Origin of the sequence: Actinomyces sp. 2119, assembly GCF_003591215.1 — a bacterium.
In the GTDB taxonomy this organism is placed as follows: domain Bacteria; phylum Actinomycetota; class Actinomycetes; order Actinomycetales; family Actinomycetaceae; genus Actinomyces; species Actinomyces lilanjuaniae.
Genome location: NZ_QYRR01000007.1, coordinates 47,417 through 63,544, shown reverse-complemented (window position 1 = coordinate 63,544; position 16,128 = coordinate 47,417). Strand labels below are relative to the sequence as shown.

Below are 16,128 nucleotides of genomic sequence, written 5' to 3'. Positions count from 1 at the left end.
GGAGGTATCGGCTGCACGGCTGACTCCTGCTGGGAGTGTGAGAGCTGCCGGGACGGGCAGGAGCAGGCACTGCCCAACGGGTACGTGCCCGTCTTCAGCAGCCTCGACCGAGACGACGGCTGTCCCCAGGCGGCTTCTCCCCGGCGGTGTCCGTGAGGACTTCGTGCTTCAGGTGCCTCAGAGCCTGGACCAGGGGCTGCCGCTCAGCAGGGGGCTGAGGACTAGGTGGCCACCGGTGACGGCAGTCGCCCGGGTGCTGGCCTCGGAGGTGGGCTACCGGTTCGTGACTGACGCCGCCCCTGTCACTGGTTAGGGGCCTTCGGTGGCGGCAAGTTGGCGGTGCTGCACATCTTCAACTCCGTCTGTGGTGCTCCGGGCAGTCCCGTATCCGCGCAACGGCGCCAGATCTGCCAGTGCCCGGCGCGGGCGACGGCCTGAGGATGTGCAACGGGTAGCGCGCTGCACATCCTCAGCCCCACTGTGCTGCCCGGGAGGTCCGGCACTCGTGCAATGACGCCACTTTGCCTGCGACCTGTCGGCGGAGGCGGCCTCAAGATGCGCAACAACAGGTTGCGTGCTGAGACCTACTGAAACCGCGCCCCCGAGGCGGGGTCTGCCAGCCACTCCAGTGCTGCCTGTAGCCGCCCCGGGGTGGTCCCCAGCAGGGGGCTGGGCAGGGCGTCGGGGGCGAACCAGCCGACCTGCGTGGACTCGTCGTCGGCCACGCGGGCGGGTGCCGAGCCGGGCGCTGGTCGCGCCACAAAGGTCATGTCCATGAACGCGCACCGGTCCCCGTTGGGGAAGGCCATGGGTGCACCTGCGCTGACGCTGGCCACCCCGAGGATCTCCGCCTCCACGCCCGTCTCCTCCAGACACTCACGGCGGGCGGCAGCCCCGGGCTGCTCGCCGGGGTCGGGAATCCCTGAGACCACCGCCCAGTGGCCGTTGTCGCTGCGGCGGCCCAGCAGCACGCGCTCGTCGTCGTCAACGACGACGATGCTCACCCCCGGCAGCCACAGCAGGTCATGTCCGATCTTCTCGCGCAGGGCCAGGATGAAGTCTGGGGTCGCCATGAGGCGATCCTAGGTGCTGGGACGGCGTGGACGCGGACCGGGGTCGCGCTCAGCCTGCACCAGCCCGCACTGCGCCTGCGGGGGTCCCGCCCTGGGCTGCGCCGACGGCCGGGGGGCAGCAGGCGTCTACTGTGGTAGCAGCTGGGTGAGGCCGGTCAGGTAGGTCTCGACGAAGTCGGCGAGCTCGCCAGCAAGGCCGCCCTTGGGCAGGGGGGTGCCAGCCGCCTCCATGGCCTGTAGCTGGGTTGGTGCGCCGTGGAGGTGGCTGTGGAGGGCGGCGGCGTGGTAGAGGAGTGCCCGGTAGGCTGCGGACGCGGCCTCGGGTCCCAGCCCGGGCACCTGGCGACGGACCACGGCGACGGCCCCCTGGACCTCCTCCTCAAGGTCGCGCTTGAAGGCGGTGAGGACGTCGACCGGCACATTGGTCTCAATGACGGAGGTGAGCAGGGCCTGGTAGCGCAGGTAGCCGTGGTGGCGGTCGGTGACCTCGGCCCACCGGTGTGCGAAGACGGCGACGGGCAGCGGCAGGGCGTAGGTGCGGGACTGCTGGGCGAAGGCGTCGGCGAGCGCGTGGACGTAGGCGGCGCTGTGGTCGCGGTAGAGGGCGAGGAAGATCTCCTCCTTGGTCTGCGCGTAGCGGTAGAGGTTGCCGCGGGACCAGCCCAGCTCCTTGGCGACGGCGGCCAGGGTCACCTGGTGGAGGCCCCGGGTGGTGAGGAGGTGGTCGGCTGCTGCCTTGATCTCCTCGAGGCGCTCGGCCTTGTGCTCGGCGCTGTAGGCGCGCTGGTAGCCGACCATGCCTCCTCCTCACGGTCTTGCTTGGGGATCACTGCTCAGGCCACGCTACCCGGGCACGCCGAAGGTTGACAAGTGACGGACATCACCTACGGTTCTCGTGCTTCAAGTGACAGACCGTCACTTGTCAAGTGGACACAACTCATCGAGCGAGACGGAGGCCATCATGGGCACACAGGGGACGCAGACACAGAAGGTCGTCTTCACCAACAAAGAGTTGGGCCTGCGCCTGGCGGGGCTGCTCCGCCTGCCTGCGGGCTTCGACCTCAGCCGGGACTACCCGGCCGTCGTCGTCACCGGGCCGATGCTCTCCGTCAAGGAGCAGGCACAGAGTGTCTACGCCGAGCGCCTGACCGAGCTCGGCTACGCCACCCTCGTCTTCGACGGCGCCTACTTCGGTGAGAGCGAGGGCACCCCGCGTCAGCTCGAGCTGCCCGAGGTCAAGGAGACCGACATCGAGGGCGCGGTCGACTTCCTCCAGTCCCTGCCCTTCGTCGACGACGACCGCATCGGCGGCCTGGGTATCTGCGGCTCCGGCTCCTACATGTCGGTGGCTGGCCTCAAGGAGCCGCGGCTGAAGGCAGTCACCGCCGTCGTGCCTGCGATCTCCGACATCTCCACCTCCGCCATGGCCGGGTTCTTCCGGCCCGAGGAGGAGGTGCGCGCCGCCAAGGCCGCCTACGAGACGGGCGAGGGCGGCCTGGAGCACCTCAACTTCATGCCACGTGCCTTCGACGAGGGTGCCGCCTACTACTACTCCGCCCGCGGCACGCACCCGCGCTGGAGCAACGAGGTCGTCGCCTGGATCCAGCTCGAGCTCGTCTCCTACAACGTCCCCGAGATCATGAAGGGCATGACCAGGCCCTACCTGGTCATCACCGGAGAGAACGCCTGGAGCCGCCAGGCCTCCACCGAGGTCTTCGACGCGGTGCCCGGCACTAACAAGCAGATGCACGTCATCGGCGAGGCCGGCCACTTCGACATGTACGACCTGGCCCCCTACGTCTCCAAGGCCTTCGAGCACATCGTGCCCTTCTTCGCCGAGAACCTGTGAGCACCGTCCGCTGATCTGGGAGACGCGGGCAGGGCGGTGCCATGGCCGCCCTGACGCTGCTGCGCTCCCGCTGGGCAGCGGGTGGTAACCACTGACCAGTGGGAACGAGCCCTGAGGAAGGGCAGGTCGCTGCCGCGCAGCAACCTCGTCACCTCAGTCGTGCTCCCCTGCCTGCCGTGACCGGCATAGGGCAGGGACGGCACTGAGGAGATGACGTGGCCCGGGGCGCAGCCGCGCTCCGGGCCTGGGTGGTACGGGGACTGAGGGAGACGTGTTCCGGCCAGAAAGAACCGACCGGGCTTTTGTGGTCAGCGGGCCGAGGGCTCCGGCATGTTCTGCGCGCCCAGATAGTAGACGAGTCCCAGGGGGACAACGAATAGGAAGAAAAGAATAGGGAGGTAGATAAAGGTGAGTGATCAGGGTCTCCGGGAATGGAAAGGGCGTGGTGGCTCAAGGGGGCCGAACTCCGTGACGGACCCCTGCTTCCTTCGTGACCGCCGTTCCTTGACAGCCCTGCGTCTGCTCTCAGGAGCCCTGGCGGACCTCGACCAGCCAGGGGCAGCGGCGCCGCAGCATGCGCTCGAAACGAACGTGCATGGTCATGACCGCGGCCGGGCAGTCGTGGCACGCCCCCTGCAGGTCGACCTCGACGACGCCGTCACGCACCACACGTACCGTGAAGGACCCCCCGTGGCTGCGCGCCAGGTCGTTGACAGTCTCCTCGGCGACCTCCTGCGCGGCAGCCTCCAGCACGTCGTCGCGGCCGAGGGCGCGGGCGCCCGCGGCGGGGATCCAGCCTCCCGGTGAGTCCAGGGCGGCCACCAGGGCGCTGCGCACGCTCCCACCCTCCTCGTCCCAGGAGCGCTCGGCCCCCAGCATGGTGACGACGCCTCCCGGGACGACGTGGACGGCGGTGAGGGTGCCGTCGTCAAGAAGCCTCTGCAAGGGGGCCGGGACCTCCGACACCTGTCCTGAGAAGGGCAGCAGGCCGTGAGGGACCACCCACCGCAGGACACTGGGGTCGGGCGTGGAGACGGGGTGCGTGGGCACGGCACGTCGTGGGACGGCCCGTCGACCCGTCGTGCCCGCACCGCCTGTCTCACGGCTGCGGCGCAGACGGCGTCTCCCCAGTGCGCTCACGGCATCCCTCACACCACTGCCGCGACGATCATCCGGGCCGCTGCGGCCATGACCCAGGCGGTGGCGAACATGTAGCCGTAGGCGACCAGCGGCCACCTCCACGTGCCGGTCTCCCGGCGCATCGCGCCCGCAGTGGCCATGCACTGGAGGGCGTAGACGAAGAAGACGAGGATAGCGGCCACCGTGTCGGGGCTGAACAGCCTGTCACCAGCGCGGTGCGTGAGGGTGTCCTCCTGGTAGGTGAGGGACTCCAGGCGGGCGCCGGGGTCCTCCGGGTCACCGGCGGCAGCGATCTGGCCCAGGGTGGCGACAAAGGTCTCCCGGGCCGCCAGGGAGGACAGCACGGCCACGTTAATCCGCCAGTCGAAGCCCAGCGGCTCGAAGACTGGTTCCACGGCACGGCCCACGGCGGCCGCCCAGGAGCTGTTCATGGTGTAGGAGGTTCGCTCGGCCTCCAGAAGAGCCTCCAGCTCGGCGGCGTCGGTGACCGGGGCCCCGTCGTCATCGGCAACCGTTGAGGACGCGGGGTTCTCGACGGCGGACGCCACGGCGGCGCACTGTGCGTCGGCGGCGCAGTGGGCGTCGAACTGGGCCTGGGAGCGCAAGGGCACGTTGAGCAGCACCCACAGGACCACGGTGGTCAGGGTGATGATGGTGCCAGCCTTCTTCAGGAAGCCCTTGCAGGCGTCCCACACCATGAGCACCACCGTGCGCGGCCGCGGCAGACGGTAGGGCGGCATCTCCATGTAGAAGGGCAGCAGCACGCCGTCGCGGTCGCTCAGGCGCTTGACCACCCACGCCGCCGTCATGGCGGACACGGCCCCCAGCAGGTAGAGGCCGAACATGATGGTGCCCCGGGCGCCGAAGGGCCCCACGGTGGCGTCCGCGTCCACCAGCAGGGAGATCATGATGACGTAGACGGGCAGGCGCGCTGAGCAGGTCATGAGCGGCGCCGCAAGCATCGTAGCCAGGCGGTCCTTGGCGCTGGGCAGGGTGCGGGTCGCCATGATCCCCGGGATGGCGCAGGCGAAGGAGGACAGCAGCGCTACGAAGGCGCGCCCCTCCAGCCCGGCGCGGCTCATCACCTTGTCCATGAGGAAGGCGGCGCGGGACATGTAGCCCACCCCCTCCAGGAGGGCGATGATGAGGAACATGATGGCGATCTGCGGAAGGAACACGATGACCTCGCCGACGCCGCCGATGAGGCCGTCGGCCAGGAGGCCGGCCAGGAGGGGGTGGGGGCCGTCCAGACGGGTGCGAACGGCGTCCGCCAGGAGGTCGCGGCCCGCCTCAATGGCGTCCTGGAAGGGGACGGCCCAGGTGAAGACAGCCTGGAAGAAGGTGTACATGACGGCGAGGAACACCAGGGTCCCGGCAACGGGGTGGAGCAGCACGCGGTCCACGGCGGTGGTGACCCGGTCGGCGGCGGGGGAGGAGAAGTCGGCCGCCGCCAGGACGGAGTCGCTCCAGGAGGCGAGCTCGGCGGGGTCCGTGGGCGGCGCTACCGGGGTGCGGGGCCAGGAGGCGACCGTGCCCAGCAGCGCCCGCAGCTCGGGCACCCCCGTCCCCCGGTGCCCCAGGACCCGCACCACCGGGACGCCCAGGGCCTGCCCCAGGGCCGAGGTGTCGAGCCGTCCTCCGCGGCGGGTCAGCTCGTCGGACATGGTGACTACCAGGCAGGTAGGCAGGCCCAGCCGGAGGGCCTGCGCCACGAAGGTCATCCCGCGGCGCATGGTGGTGGCGTCGACGACGACGACGAGTGCGTCGGGGACGTCAACCTGCTCGCAGCGTCCGGTCAGTACGTCGTGCACGATCTGCTCGTCGGGGCTGATGGGCTCCAGGGAGTAGGAGCCGGGCAGGTCCTCAATGGTCAGGGTGGTTGTGCCGGTCTGGCAGGTGCCCAGGGAGCGGGAGACGGTGACACCCGGGTAGTTGCCGGTCCTGGCCCGCAGCCCGGTCAAGGCGTTGTAGATGGAGGTCTTGCCCGCGTTGGGGGCTCCTGCCAGGGCGATGCGTCTCGCTCCTGCTACCAGCGCGGTGGCGGAACCTGGTCCGCAGTGGCAGCCACCGTCACCGGTGCCGCAGTGCTCGGTGCTCATCAGGCCCCTTCTCCAGCGCTGGTGCCTGCGGTGACAGCGGCGATCTGGACGTGGGCGACGTCCCGCCTGCGCAGGCACAGCTCGTAGTCGGCCACGCGGAAGACGACCGGGTCCCCCATGGGTGCTCGTCGCAGCGCCTGGATCACACGTCCAGGTCTCAGGCCCAGGTCCTGCAGCCGACGCTCCAGGCGTGCGTGTCCGGTGCCCTCCGTGGTCCGCCCGCCGACGGAGGTGATGACGGCGCGGGAGCCGGGCTGGAGCTCCGACAGCGGGCGTGTCCGCTGGGCCGACCCTGACCGTGTTTCCGGCGGTTCCTGCGGTTCTGACTGCACGTCACATGTCTGAGGTGAGGTTGCCACGATGCTGCTCTGATCCTCTAGCCGTGGCCCTGCGGTTGCGGGCACGAGTTGCTTCCAGTAGTCACTGGAAGTGATGGTAGCCTTCCCTGACACACCTGTCATGTAACGGGGGATCCCGTGCAAAGACGATGCCAGGTCCTGGGCTGGCCTCCGCCCGGGTCGGGGTAAGGGTGTGCGTCTGGGACACAGTACAGGCGCTGCCGACGCGGCCGCGGTTGGGGAGCCATTGGAGAGCAGGCCCTGTCGCTGGCGGGGCTGGCGGACGTCTCAGCGCGGCCGGGAGACGGCTACCGCCCGGGCGTTGTGTGCCCAGGTGTCGTCCAGGGGCTCGGGCTCCCACGTCCCCCCGGCGTGCTCGACGGCGCGCGCCAGCAGCCAGTCCGCCACCACCGGGTTCTTGGGCAGCAGCGACCCGTGCAGGTAGGTGCCGATGACGTGGTGGACGCGGGCGCCCTCTGTCCCGTCCCTCCCGTTGTTGCCGTCTCCCACGCGCACGGTGCCCAAGGGCCTGGCCCCGGGCCCCAGGGTGGTCAGCCCGGAGTGGTTCTCATAGCCCACCACGTCCCCGAAGTCCTCAGTAGCCAGGGTGATGTTGCCGATGAGCCGACTCTGCCCTGCACGGGTCTCGGCGTCGATGAGGCCGATGCCCGGAATCTGGGAGCCCTCACCGGTAAGGAACCGGTGCCCGAGGAGCTGGTAGAGGCCGCAGATCGCCAGCACGGGCACGCCGTCAGCCGCCCAGGCCCGCAGGGTGGGGCCTGAGCGGGCCAGGTCCTCCTTGATGCGTTCCTGGCCGGAGTCCTGCCCGCCCCCGCCTACTAGCAGGTCCACGTGCGACGGCAGCTCGTCGCCGACGTCGTAGGAGGACAGCTCGACGTCGTAGCCGTGCCACTGCGCCCGGCGGGCCAGGACCAGCGTGTTGCCCCAGTCGCCGTAGATGTTCATGTCCCGGGGGTAGAGCTGGACCAGGCGCAGGCGCCCACGGGCGGGAGCCTCGGTGGTGTGCTCGTAGAGGCGGGTGCCGACGGTACTCATGACATGACCTCCTCGACGTCGGTGAGCTCGCCCAGGATGGCGCGCAGGGACAGCATGGCGGTGTAGGTGGTGAAGATCCGCACGGGTCGGTCGGCCTGGGAGGCCGCCTGGCGCATGCGGGCCACGGCCTGGCGCAGGTCGGGCTCCACCACCTCCACGGCGACCTCGTCGTAGCGCAGGCGCAGGGCCATGTCCCAGGCCCGCACGCCGGTGACGACCGCCACCCCGCCGGGGCGCAGCACGTCGAGCTCCACGTCCCACAGCCAGGACATGTCGCGGCCGTCGGCGTACTCGTCGTTGATGGCGATCATGACCACCTCGCCGTCGTGCGCCTGGGCCGCGGCGGAGAGCAGCCCCATGCGGAAGCCGGCGGGGTTCTTGACCAGGGACAGCTGGACGGGGCGTCCGTCCAGGGTGAGGACCTCGCCGCGACCGAAGGCGGCCTCCACCCGGCCCAGGGTGGTCAGCAGGCCCGTCAGGTCGGCGTCGTCCCCGAGCACCTCCAGGACCACCTCCAGGGCGGCACAGGCGTTGAGAAGGTTGTGCACGCCGGGGATGGTGAAGGTGACTTCGTGGTCCGCTCCATCCACCCGGACGGTGGCACGCTGCCCCGTGATGGCCTCCAGCGTGACCCGGGGGGCGACAGGCGTCCCGGCTGTTCTGGCGGCCCCGTCCTCGCTCGCAGCGGCGCCGTTGGCGGACCCGTGGGTCGCGGTGCCGACCCCTTGGGCGGGTCCCGGTGCCAGCCCGGTACGCAGGTCGTCGTCGGACAGGAACAGGTGGCGCAACCCGGCGCCAGCGCCGAAGGCTGCGGTACGGGCTGTGACCGGCTCCAGGAAGGCGGGGGAGGACAGTCTGGGGTCGTCGGCGTTGACCACCACCACCTCACGCGTGGCCGAGGCGATCTGGGCCAGGAGCGAGGCGGTGTAGTCGATCTCCCCGAAACGGTCCAGCTGGTCGCGCATGACGTTGAGCAGGAGGCAGGCCCGCGGCCGTACCTGGGCGACGAAGTGGACGGCGTGAGCCTCGTCGAGCTCCAGGACGGCGATGTCGGCGTCCAGGCGGCCGGCCGCGTCCACCTCGGTGAGCAGGGCCGCGAGCACGCCACGCACGAAGTTGGAGCCCGTCCGGTTGGTAAAGACTTTCAGCCCCTGCTCGCGCAGGAGCTGGACCACCATCTTGGTGGTCGTGGTCTTCCCGTTGGTGCCGGAGACCACGACGACGCCGTAGGGCAGGCGGCCCAGGGTGCGGGCCAGGAATCCCGGGTCCGTGCGCTCCATGACGAGTCCGGGGAAGGCAGTACCGCCGCGGCCGCCGCCACGTAGCCGGGCCGCCAGCCGGGCCGCGTGCCCGAGCGTGACCGTAAGTCGTGAACGCATGAGGCTCCTGGAGGTCTGGGATAGCAGGTGGTAGCAGACGCAGTGCCCGTCCGGGGCACTGAGACGTGCAGGTCCGCACGGTGCCTGGGACAGGGTGGGTGCACGGACCTGGCACCCCTGGCACCGTGGTGGTACGGCCAGGCTGCCGCGACCCGCGCCAGTCTAGGGCAGACCCGGTAGTGATGGCGTGGCTGTCTGCTCACGGTCAGGGTCGAGGTGTGGCGCCACGCCGCGGGGCTGCACGCCGCGGGGCTGTACGCTGGCGGTGCCGTTGGTGACGAGTGGGGTCCCCGGTATGGCCGGGGTACCGGGGCGGCTCAGCGGGTCGGTGCCGACCGGGCGGGTGCGACGACGCGCAGTGCCCCGGGCTCGACGGTGGCTCTCAGGGTGCGGGTCGGCTCGGTGGTGTCGCCGTCCAGCTCGAAGGCCACGGGTTCCACGGTCTCGATGGTGATCCGCCTGGCCTGGGCGAAGGTGAATCCCTTCACGTTCTGCCCGGTGTACTGGCCGGTGAGGGACTGTGCCCCCAGCCTGGCCCAGTCAGTGACCCTGTCGGGGTTGGCTAGCAGCAGGTCTACGTACCCGTCATCAGGCTGGGCGTCGGGAAACAGGGCGATCCCTCCCGTGATTGTCCCCACGTTACCTACCAGGGCCATGACTGCCTGCTGCTGGGTGGGCTCGCCGTCGTCGAGGGTCACGGTGGCGGTAAACGGGGCGGGGAAGGCGTTGTGGACCGCTGCCAGCGCATATGCCCCGGAGCGGATGACTCTCTTGAGGTGCTCGTCCACGTCCCCCATGATCCGCGCATCCAGGCCCACGCCTGCCATGACTACGAAGCGCTGCGCCCCGCCGTCGTGTCGGCAGTGCACGACGTCGATCGGACGGGGCTGGCCGTGCAGAGCCAGCTGCAGGGCCTGGTCGGTGTCCAGGGGGACGGCGAGGTTGCGGGCCAAGAGGTTGCCGGTACCTGCGGGGATGAGCGCCATGGGTGGTGGTGCTGCCGCCTCCGCGAGCTCGGCGCTGACGGCCCGTACGGTGCCGTCACCCCCGGCCACCATGACCAGGTCCACCCCGGCGTCCAGCGCGCGGCGGGTCATCTCCCGGCCGGGGTCGTCGGGGCTGGTCTCCAGCCACAGGGTGGGCAGCCACCCTGCGTTGAGCACGTCGGCCTCCACACGGCGACGCAGCAGGGACAGGTCGTCAAACTTGGTGGGGTTGTAGATGAGGGCGGCACGCTTGCCGGTGCTGCCCCGAGGCAGGCCCCGGCGCGCCCAGGCGGCCACGATGGAGTCGATACCTCCCGCCCACAGCGCTGTGTTGGCTACTGTCGCCCCCAGGAGGAACCCGCCGACGACGTCGGAGGCGGTGGCCAGTCCCATGACCCACTGCCCGGCGGCAGCCAGGCAGACTACCGTGTAGCCCACGACGGTACCGACCAGTACCCTGGACGAGCCCCGCCGGTGTGCCCGTGCGAGGGTGACCAGGACCCAGGCGCCCAGGGTGGTGGCCGTGACGTGGCCTGCCGGGTAGGCGCCGCCGAGGGCGGAGATCGAGTCGGCGAAGAACGACGCCGGGGCGGGGCGGTCCAGGCGCCAGGCAATGACCTGCTGGAGAGGGATGCCCAGGGCGGCCACCCCCAGGGCCAGGCTGAGGCGCCTCATCCGGTTCTTGTAGGACACAAGACCGAGGACCGTGGTGCCGATGAGCACGGCGACCGGGTGCGTGACCAGGGCGAGGGCCTCGGCGACCTGTCCGACAGCCGAGCGTGAGCCGATGTCCGGGGGGTGGAGGGCCTGGTCCAGGCCGGTGAGCGCTGCGGAGTGCAGAAGGCGGGTCCACGCGAGGAAGGCCAGGGCAAAGCCGATAGCGAGGACGCTCTCCAGGCGGCCGCGGGTGGGGCTGATGCTGGGGCCGGGTCCGCTCAGGTGCTGCTCCTGGCTACGGGACCGGTGGCGTGCCTGCTCCGAGGGCCTGCTGGCCACAGCAACCTCCTGGGACTCGCCGAGAGAAGATTCTACGAGCAGCACCTTAGCGGCGGTGGCGGCTGGGGAGAAGAGGGCGCGGGGTGGGTGGGGGGCGGCTCGCCCGGCGAGGCGAGCACACCGTGCTGCTTGTGGTCAGTAGCGTGGCCATGGCCCTGGCCTACGACGCTGTCCGGTCACACGTGAGGTGAACGACGCTGCCAGGCGTCTGGTGGGGTGTCCGGGTCGACGGCGAACCGGGCGTCGTCAGAGAGTGTCAGGGTGAGAGCGGCGTTCCTGACGCGCTCCAGGTGGATCAGCACCTCGCTGGTCTGCCACACCAGGTCCACAAGGACGACTTCCTGGGTGTGGCGAGGGGCGGGGTGCAGCATCATGGAGTGGACGTGGTACTCCTCCCGCTGCGGCATGACCAGGTTGTCGTCCACGACCTGGTGGTGCTTGATCCGCTGGAGGACCTTGCCGAAGCAGAACACGCGGTGGCGCTCCTCCTCGGGCGTGTCCTGCCACTGCACGGCCCGGTCCGGGTCGTGTGCCCACTCCTGGAGAAGCACCTCGATCTCCATGAGTACCCTGGCGACGTCGTTGATGGTCTACTGGTCGTCGGCGAGCACTCCTTCGGTGCCCCTGAGGGCCTCCCTGCTCGCGCGGTCAAGGAGGACGTCGAGGGCCTGGCTCGGTGTCTCACGGGCGAGGAAGGTAAGCAGGCTGGTGATGGTGTCGATCCCGGGCAGGAGCAGTGGCATGCGTGTGTGGAGCTGGAGCAGCCTTGCTGAGTGTGCCTGGTGGGTGCGCAGCAGGGCACCTGCCGTTGAGGAGGCGCCTACGGCACGTAGGACGGCCTCGTAAGACTCCGTCACTGTCATGACTCACCCAGCCAGGCTACAGGTAGGTGTCTAGAAGGCGGCAGGCCTGCCCGGACTCCGCGCGTCATCGCTTGGGTCGTCTAGCCTCGCCAGAGGTCGAGGGACTCCCAGTTGCTGGGGGCTCCCAGTGACGCGGTTGTCAGGGCGTGCGAGGTCGGGAACTGCCGCATCAGTGCGGCCAGGTGCCTCGGCCAGTCAGCACCCGGGTCGATGGAGCGCAGTAGGTAGGCGATGACGGCGAGGGCGTTGTAGGTCCCGAAGACCCCTTTCGCTGTCGGGTTGTCCCGCAGGTGGTCGAGGACTGGGATCTGCCCGGCCTTGGGGCGGGCTGGTGCGTGCTGGAGTTTCCTGTTGAACAGTCGGGAGTGGTGGGCCGCGACGTTGCGGACGTAGTTCAGGCTCGCGAGCCAGCTGGTCATGACCTTCTTCGTGGGAACTCCGAGCGCCAGGGCGATCTCCTCAGCGTCCTGCTGGCGCATGCCCCGGTAGAGGAGGGACAGGTGACCCAGCTCGAGGATCTCGGTCAGCGCCCAGACCGGCATCCGGTTGTCGTACTTCTGCTGGAAGTGCTTGACGAACTGCTCGTCGGAACTGCTCTTCCTCTCGTTGACCCGCTGGAGCCACTGCACGTGCCTGCTCGGTGCGGGGTCCCGGACGTCGGTGCCCTCGGCGGTGAAGGCCTTGGTGAAACAGTCCGGGTCCTCGTAGGCGAAGGGCGACCTCCTACCGAGCACGTAGCCGATCTGCATGCGGATGGCGACCTCAATGCGCTCGACGCCGTCCATGACGAGCATGCGCAGACGCCGGTCGATCTGCTCGTCGACGGACAGCCACGGCTTCGCGTACTCCGCCATGGTCCTCCCTGGGACAAGGAAAATCAGCCCGCGCCTGGCGGCAACGGGCTGATCATGATGGCACCAGTATACCTCTACCCCCGCGCACGCGGGGCTGGCCGGGCCGTGGCCCGGTTCGCGATCCTGCGCTTGCCTCTACCCCCGCGCACGCGGGGCTGGCCAGGCCGCCGACCCGGACAGCCCCTACCCCAGCCCTCTACCCCCGCGCACGCGGGGCTGGCCTGTCCCCGGCTACCGTCCTGGAGTGGATCCGGCCTCTACCCCCGCGCACGCGGGGCTGGCCAGGCCGCCGACCCGGACAGCCCCTACCCCAGCCCTCTACCCCCGCGCACGCGGGGCTGGCTTTGGTACCACCGGTGTGCCCTACTGCGCGATGCCTCTACCCCCGCGCACGCGGGGCTGGCGTAGGCGGATCCCTTCCTCCGGTGTTGTGCCAACCTCTACCCCCGCGCACGCGGGGCTGGCCCGAGACAGCAAAACCGCCGCCGGTTAGCCATCCCTCTACCCCCGCGCACGCGGGGCTGGCCAGACGTCGGGCACACTATCGGCACCGCCTGGACCTCTACCCCCGCGCACGCGGGGCTGGCTTTCTAGATCCAGAGGAGGATGGTAGGCGTGTGCCTCTACCCCCGCGCACGCGGGGCTGGCGAACGCCTACGGGCCGCGACAGACCACAGCGGCCCTCTACCCCCGCGCACGCGGGGCTGGCGTCGTGTCCATGGTGCGTTCCTCCCGGTCCGAGCCTCTACCCCCGCGCACGCGGGGCTGGCACTTGCGAACCACTGTTATGACGCGGATCCGGTGCGACGGTGAGGCCGTTTTGCATTCACCGCCAACCCTGTCGCGCCTGCGGGCACCATCCAGGTGTGGTTGAGCACTACCGGTCCAGGAACGGTGTCCCGAAAACGTACCGTCACGTGCCGCGCCACGTCGGGCTCGTGCACGTCGCTTCCTACCTCGGGCCTGGCCTCAGAATGCAGGCCAGCCCAGCAGACCCGGGTCCTGAGACTAGCAGCGAGATCACTCAGGCTGCGCTCCACGGCGTCACGGGTGGCCGTCACCGGAACCACTGACGTCCACTCGTGGGACGGCTGGGTCGCTGCGCGCACGACACGAGGGAGAGAGGACAGCGCGCGCGGCTCGGTGGGTCGCGCCTCCACGACACCGCTGCGGACAGCGAGCTGGAGCGGGCGCGGGACCGACGTCGCCCAGACCGCGACTCCTCGGAGTACCGGGACCTCCCGCTGCCCACTACCGGAGACCCACCCGAACAGTGGCAGCACTGAAACCAACTCTGGGACCTGCTCCCGGATCTGGTCAACGACCATGGCGGCGTCGGCTGCGTACACCGCCACTCCCCCCAGGCGACCGCCGGGGAACCGGTAGAGCGCAGCGTCTACTGGGTTTCCCCTAGGACGCCCTGCTGCCCACGTGCCTTCCTCGGAGCAGTACAGCCGATACCCCCACGTGGGGCGCACGTCAAGCCCAGGATGGGTGCCGGTGACGCGGCTCTGGCGCCTGCGCTCCTCCCTGGCGTCAAGCGCAGCCAGGTACTCCATAGTGGCCACGCGCAGCCTGAGCGGACCGTCCTCGTCCGGTTCCCACCGGTCGTGGTTGCCGGGCGCCTTGTCGTCGCCAGCAACGACGTCAAGCAGCACCGGTGATGTTGGACGTCCCAGGTAGGTGACGGCGCGAGCCACTGCGGTCAACGTACCCAGGTCAGCGCCTGCGACAGGAGCGTCCTCGAAGAACCACCGCACGACGTCGTCGTGGCCATGGCCTACTAGCATCCCCCGCTCCGAGTCCTTCTCACTCTTCTCGCCGAATCGCTTGTTCGCGTCCACGATGCCAACAGGCTTCCCTGCATTCTTCCCAGTCCTGCCCAGGCTGACCTCGTTGTTCACAGGTACCCACCGCCGGTACCTCACGTCGCGGGCGCCAGCAGCGGGAGCAGTGACCCGCGGCGGCGCAGCGGCAAAGAACCTCTCGACGACGTCGACCCCGGTGCCCGAGGAGTGGGCCGCCGCTAGCAGGGCTGCCGCCAGCCGTGCCGGGGCCGGTGGCCACTCAGGCCACCCCTCAGCGTCGTGGGCGTTGAACTGCCCCGTGGGGAAGCGTGCCGTCACAGTGAGGCTGGTCATGACTTCTGCCCGTCAACGGCGAGAATGATCTTGCCCAGCGGCGAGTCGTGGCCGATGCGGACGACTCGCGGCCCCTCCCAGCCCACCTCCGCCCCGAGGTCACGGACCAGCCCTGCCAGCTCGTCGACGTCGGGCAGCCGGATCGCCTCAGGCGCCGCGCCGTGCCGCTGCACCTGGACATCCAGCCCGGGCTCGCACAGACGCAGTTCCGTGCCAGCGCGCAGGGAGAGGTTGTGCTGCAGCAGGCTGTACAGCAGGAGGGTCAGCGCGACCGTCAGTACCCGTGCGGGCTCGGGATCAGGAAGGAAACGGAAGGTACGCAGGCCGGTCAGCGAGAAGAAGGCGTGGCTCTCGATGGCACGGTAGGTGAGGTCGTACGGCCCGGGACGGCTCGCGCTGGTAGTCAGGTCGGTGGGGGGAATAGACCCCAGGCCCACCGTTGACAGCTTGTTGCCACCGATCTTGGTGTCCTCACTGACTGCGGCGAACAAGGCGTCAACCTTGGCGGCCGCACGTCGCCGCTCCTTTACCCCCAGCGCCAGGAACTCGGCGGTGAACAGGCGGGCTGAGCGGGAGTCTGCCGGGTTCATCGCGTAGTAGCCGAGATACTTGTCCCTTCCCTCTTCCAGTTCGGAGCCGTTCTTCTTTGTGGAACGAGACTTCTCGTTCGCCTTGTCCGCCGCCTTCTGGGACCGCTTGGTCTGTGAGTGCCACCAGCCGAAGGGGATAGCCGTGGGGAAGCCGGTAAGCAGGGCGGTCGGCTCCTTGCGGCTCGCCTGCTGGATGGCGTCAAAGTCCACCCCCGCCTCAATGAGCTCGTCATGCGCCAGCCGCCACGTGGCGTCAGCCTGACGGTGGGAGAGCTCTACCGAAGTGGTCAGCACCGTGCCCTCGTCATCGACAAAGACGACCAGTGGGAAACCCAGGTAGTCAGCGAGCGACCCCTCTCCGAAGGGCCCGGCGAGCAGTGCCTCGCACCGGGAGACCACCGAGCCCCAGGAGTCGATGGTAGCCATGGTCTCGCCATGTGAGCCGTTCTCCTCTGGGCCACGGAAGATGCCGACTTCCTCACCTTTCTGGCGAATAGTCCCAGCGGGCGGCGTCACAGTATGCCCGGTGAGGGACTCATAGCCTCCGGTCAGAGTGATCCCAGCGACGCTGGTATCTGCGGCCAGTTCTGCAACCAGGTGACGGAACTCGTCCGCGCTGACCTTGGTGGCGGCCGTGGTGGGATCGGCAGATGGAGTAGTCATGGTCTCGCCCTCCTCTGAGGCTCAGCGTGCGTGTATGGACAGGTGGGTACGCGGGGTGCGGGTGCCGGGGTGAGCGGCAGGCCAGCCCGGTCAGCAGGCAG

15 protein-coding genes, 1 pseudogene and 1 CRISPR repeat array are annotated in these 16,128 nt (G+C 69.6%); of the genes and pseudogenes, 2 read left to right on the top strand and 14 right to left on the bottom strand.

Annotated elements, in window-relative coordinates; translation table 11 throughout:
* The first annotated feature begins 163 nt into the window (after positions 1-163).
* Positions 164-313, top strand: coding sequence for a hypothetical protein (locus D4740_RS12920; RefSeq protein WP_182911390.1), 150 nt, complete (start codon positions 164-166; stop codon positions 311-313).
* A 271-nt stretch (positions 314-584) separates the two neighbouring features.
* On the opposite strand, the gene D4740_RS09670 is transcribed toward D4740_RS12920, so the two are convergent.
* Complete coding sequence (locus D4740_RS09670; RefSeq protein ID WP_119836742.1) at positions 585-1,073, bottom strand: NUDIX domain-containing protein; 489 nt, start codon at positions 1,071-1,073, stop codon at positions 585-587.
* 126 nt (positions 1,074-1,199) lie between these two features.
* On the bottom strand, positions 1,200-1,871 hold the full coding sequence (locus D4740_RS09665) for a TetR/AcrR family transcriptional regulator (RefSeq protein WP_119836741.1): 672 nt from the start codon (positions 1,869-1,871) through the stop codon (positions 1,200-1,202).
* Between the two features lie 163 nt (positions 1,872-2,034).
* Between D4740_RS09665 and D4740_RS09660 the strand changes: the two genes are divergently transcribed.
* Positions 2,035-2,922 carry an alpha/beta hydrolase gene (locus D4740_RS09660; protein ID WP_119836740.1) on the top strand — a complete coding sequence of 296 codons (888 nt, stop codon included), beginning with the start codon at positions 2,035-2,037 and terminating at the stop codon, positions 2,920-2,922.
* 308 nt (positions 2,923-3,230) lie between these two features.
* On the opposite strand, the pseudogene D4740_RS13550 reads toward D4740_RS09660, so the two are convergent.
* From D4740_RS13550 to cas7u, 12 genes and pseudogenes are all read right to left on the bottom strand, one after another.
* A pseudogene (locus D4740_RS13550) lies at positions 3,231-3,314 on the bottom strand (PspC family transcriptional regulator); the annotation flags it as partial.
* Between the two features lie 133 nt (positions 3,315-3,447).
* Positions 3,448-3,972 (bottom strand): NifU family protein, encoded by a 525-nt coding sequence (locus D4740_RS09650; protein WP_119836739.1) that lies wholly within the window; start codon positions 3,970-3,972, stop codon positions 3,448-3,450.
* A gap of 98 nt (positions 3,973-4,070) precedes the next feature.
* On the bottom strand, positions 4,071-6,161 hold the full coding sequence (locus tag D4740_RS09645; RefSeq protein ID WP_119836738.1) for a ferrous iron transporter B: 2,091 nt from the start codon (positions 6,159-6,161) through the stop codon (positions 4,071-4,073).
* Positions 6,161-6,493, bottom strand: coding sequence for a FeoA family protein (locus tag D4740_RS09640; protein WP_243106862.1), 333 nt, complete (start codon positions 6,491-6,493; stop codon positions 6,161-6,163). The genes D4740_RS09645 and D4740_RS09640 overlap by 1 nt, the downstream gene beginning before the upstream one ends.
* Positions 6,494-6,787: 294 nt before the next feature.
* On the bottom strand, positions 6,788-7,555 hold the full coding sequence (locus tag D4740_RS09635) for a type 1 glutamine amidotransferase (RefSeq protein ID WP_119836736.1): 768 nt from the start codon (positions 7,553-7,555) through the stop codon (positions 6,788-6,790).
* Positions 7,552-8,934: a Mur ligase family protein gene (locus D4740_RS09630; RefSeq protein WP_119836735.1), complete on the bottom strand. Its 1,383-nt coding sequence runs from the start codon at positions 8,932-8,934 to the stop codon at positions 7,552-7,554. Before D4740_RS09630 ends, D4740_RS09635 begins: the two co-directional genes overlap by 4 nt.
* A 317-nt stretch (positions 8,935-9,251) precedes the next feature.
* Positions 9,252-10,838: a YegS/Rv2252/BmrU family lipid kinase gene (locus tag D4740_RS09625; protein ID WP_396027244.1), complete on the bottom strand. Its 1,587-nt coding sequence runs from the start codon at positions 10,836-10,838 to the stop codon at positions 9,252-9,254.
* A 254-nt stretch (positions 10,839-11,092) separates the two neighbouring features.
* Positions 11,093-11,479, bottom strand: coding sequence for a hypothetical protein (locus D4740_RS09620; protein WP_119836734.1), 387 nt, complete (start codon positions 11,477-11,479; stop codon positions 11,093-11,095).
* Positions 11,480-11,506: 27 nt separating this feature from the next.
* Positions 11,507-11,779 (bottom strand): hypothetical protein, encoded by a 273-nt coding sequence (locus D4740_RS09615; protein ID WP_119836733.1) that lies wholly within the window; start codon positions 11,777-11,779, stop codon positions 11,507-11,509.
* 80 nt (positions 11,780-11,859) lie between these two features.
* Positions 11,860-12,633, bottom strand: a complete 774-nt coding sequence (locus D4740_RS09610) for an Abi family protein (RefSeq protein WP_119836732.1) — start codon at positions 12,631-12,633, stop codon at positions 11,860-11,862.
* A 71-nt stretch (positions 12,634-12,704) separates the two neighbouring features.
* A CRISPR array of direct repeats spans positions 12,705-13,403; the repeat unit is 28 nt; unit sequence CCTCTACCCCCGCGCACGCGGGGCTGGC.
* A gap of 15 nt (positions 13,404-13,418) precedes the next feature.
* Positions 13,419-14,774, bottom strand: a complete 1,356-nt coding sequence (csb2, locus tag D4740_RS09605) for a type I-U CRISPR-associated protein Csb2 (RefSeq protein ID WP_119836731.1) — start codon at positions 14,772-14,774, stop codon at positions 13,419-13,421.
* Entirely contained in the window at positions 14,771-16,027 is a 1,257-nt protein-coding gene (cas7u, locus tag D4740_RS09600) for a type I-U CRISPR-associated RAMP protein Csb1/Cas7u (protein ID WP_119836730.1), read from the bottom strand. Before cas7u ends, csb2 begins: the two co-directional genes overlap by 4 nt.
* Positions 16,028-16,128: the final 101 nt, after the last annotated feature.

Coding starts and splice junctions, on each gene's coding strand:
- D4740_RS09670 (WP_119836742.1), bottom strand. CDS start 1,073: ATGGCGACCCCAGACTTCATCCTGGCCCTGCGCGAGAAGATCGGACAT.
- D4740_RS09665 (WP_119836741.1), bottom strand. CDS start 1,871: ATGGTCGGCTACCAGCGCGCCTACAGCGCCGAGCACAAGGCCGAGCGC.
- D4740_RS09660 (WP_119836740.1), top strand. CDS start 2,035: ATGGGCACACAGGGGACGCAGACACAGAAGGTCGTCTTCACCAACAAA.
- D4740_RS09645 (WP_119836738.1), bottom strand. CDS start 6,161: ATGAGCACCGAGCACTGCGGCACCGGTGACGGTGGCTGCCACTGCGGA.
- D4740_RS09635 (WP_119836736.1), bottom strand. CDS start 7,555: ATGAGTACCGTCGGCACCCGCCTCTACGAGCACACCACCGAGGCTCCC.
- D4740_RS09630 (WP_119836735.1), bottom strand. CDS start 8,934: ATGCGTTCACGACTTACGGTCACGCTCGGGCACGCGGCCCGGCTGGCG.
- D4740_RS09620 (WP_119836734.1), bottom strand. CDS start 11,479: ATGGAGATCGAGGTGCTTCTCCAGGAGTGGGCACACGACCCGGACCGG.
- D4740_RS09615 (WP_119836733.1), bottom strand. CDS start 11,779: ATGACAGTGACGGAGTCTTACGAGGCCGTCCTACGTGCCGTAGGCGCC.
- D4740_RS09610 (WP_119836732.1), bottom strand. CDS start 12,633: ATGGCGGAGTACGCGAAGCCGTGGCTGTCCGTCGACGAGCAGATCGAC.
- csb2 (WP_119836731.1), bottom strand. CDS start 14,774: ATGACCAGCCTCACTGTGACGGCACGCTTCCCCACGGGGCAGTTCAAC.
- cas7u (WP_119836730.1), bottom strand. CDS start 16,027: ATGACTACTCCATCTGCCGATCCCACCACGGCCGCCACCAAGGTCAGC.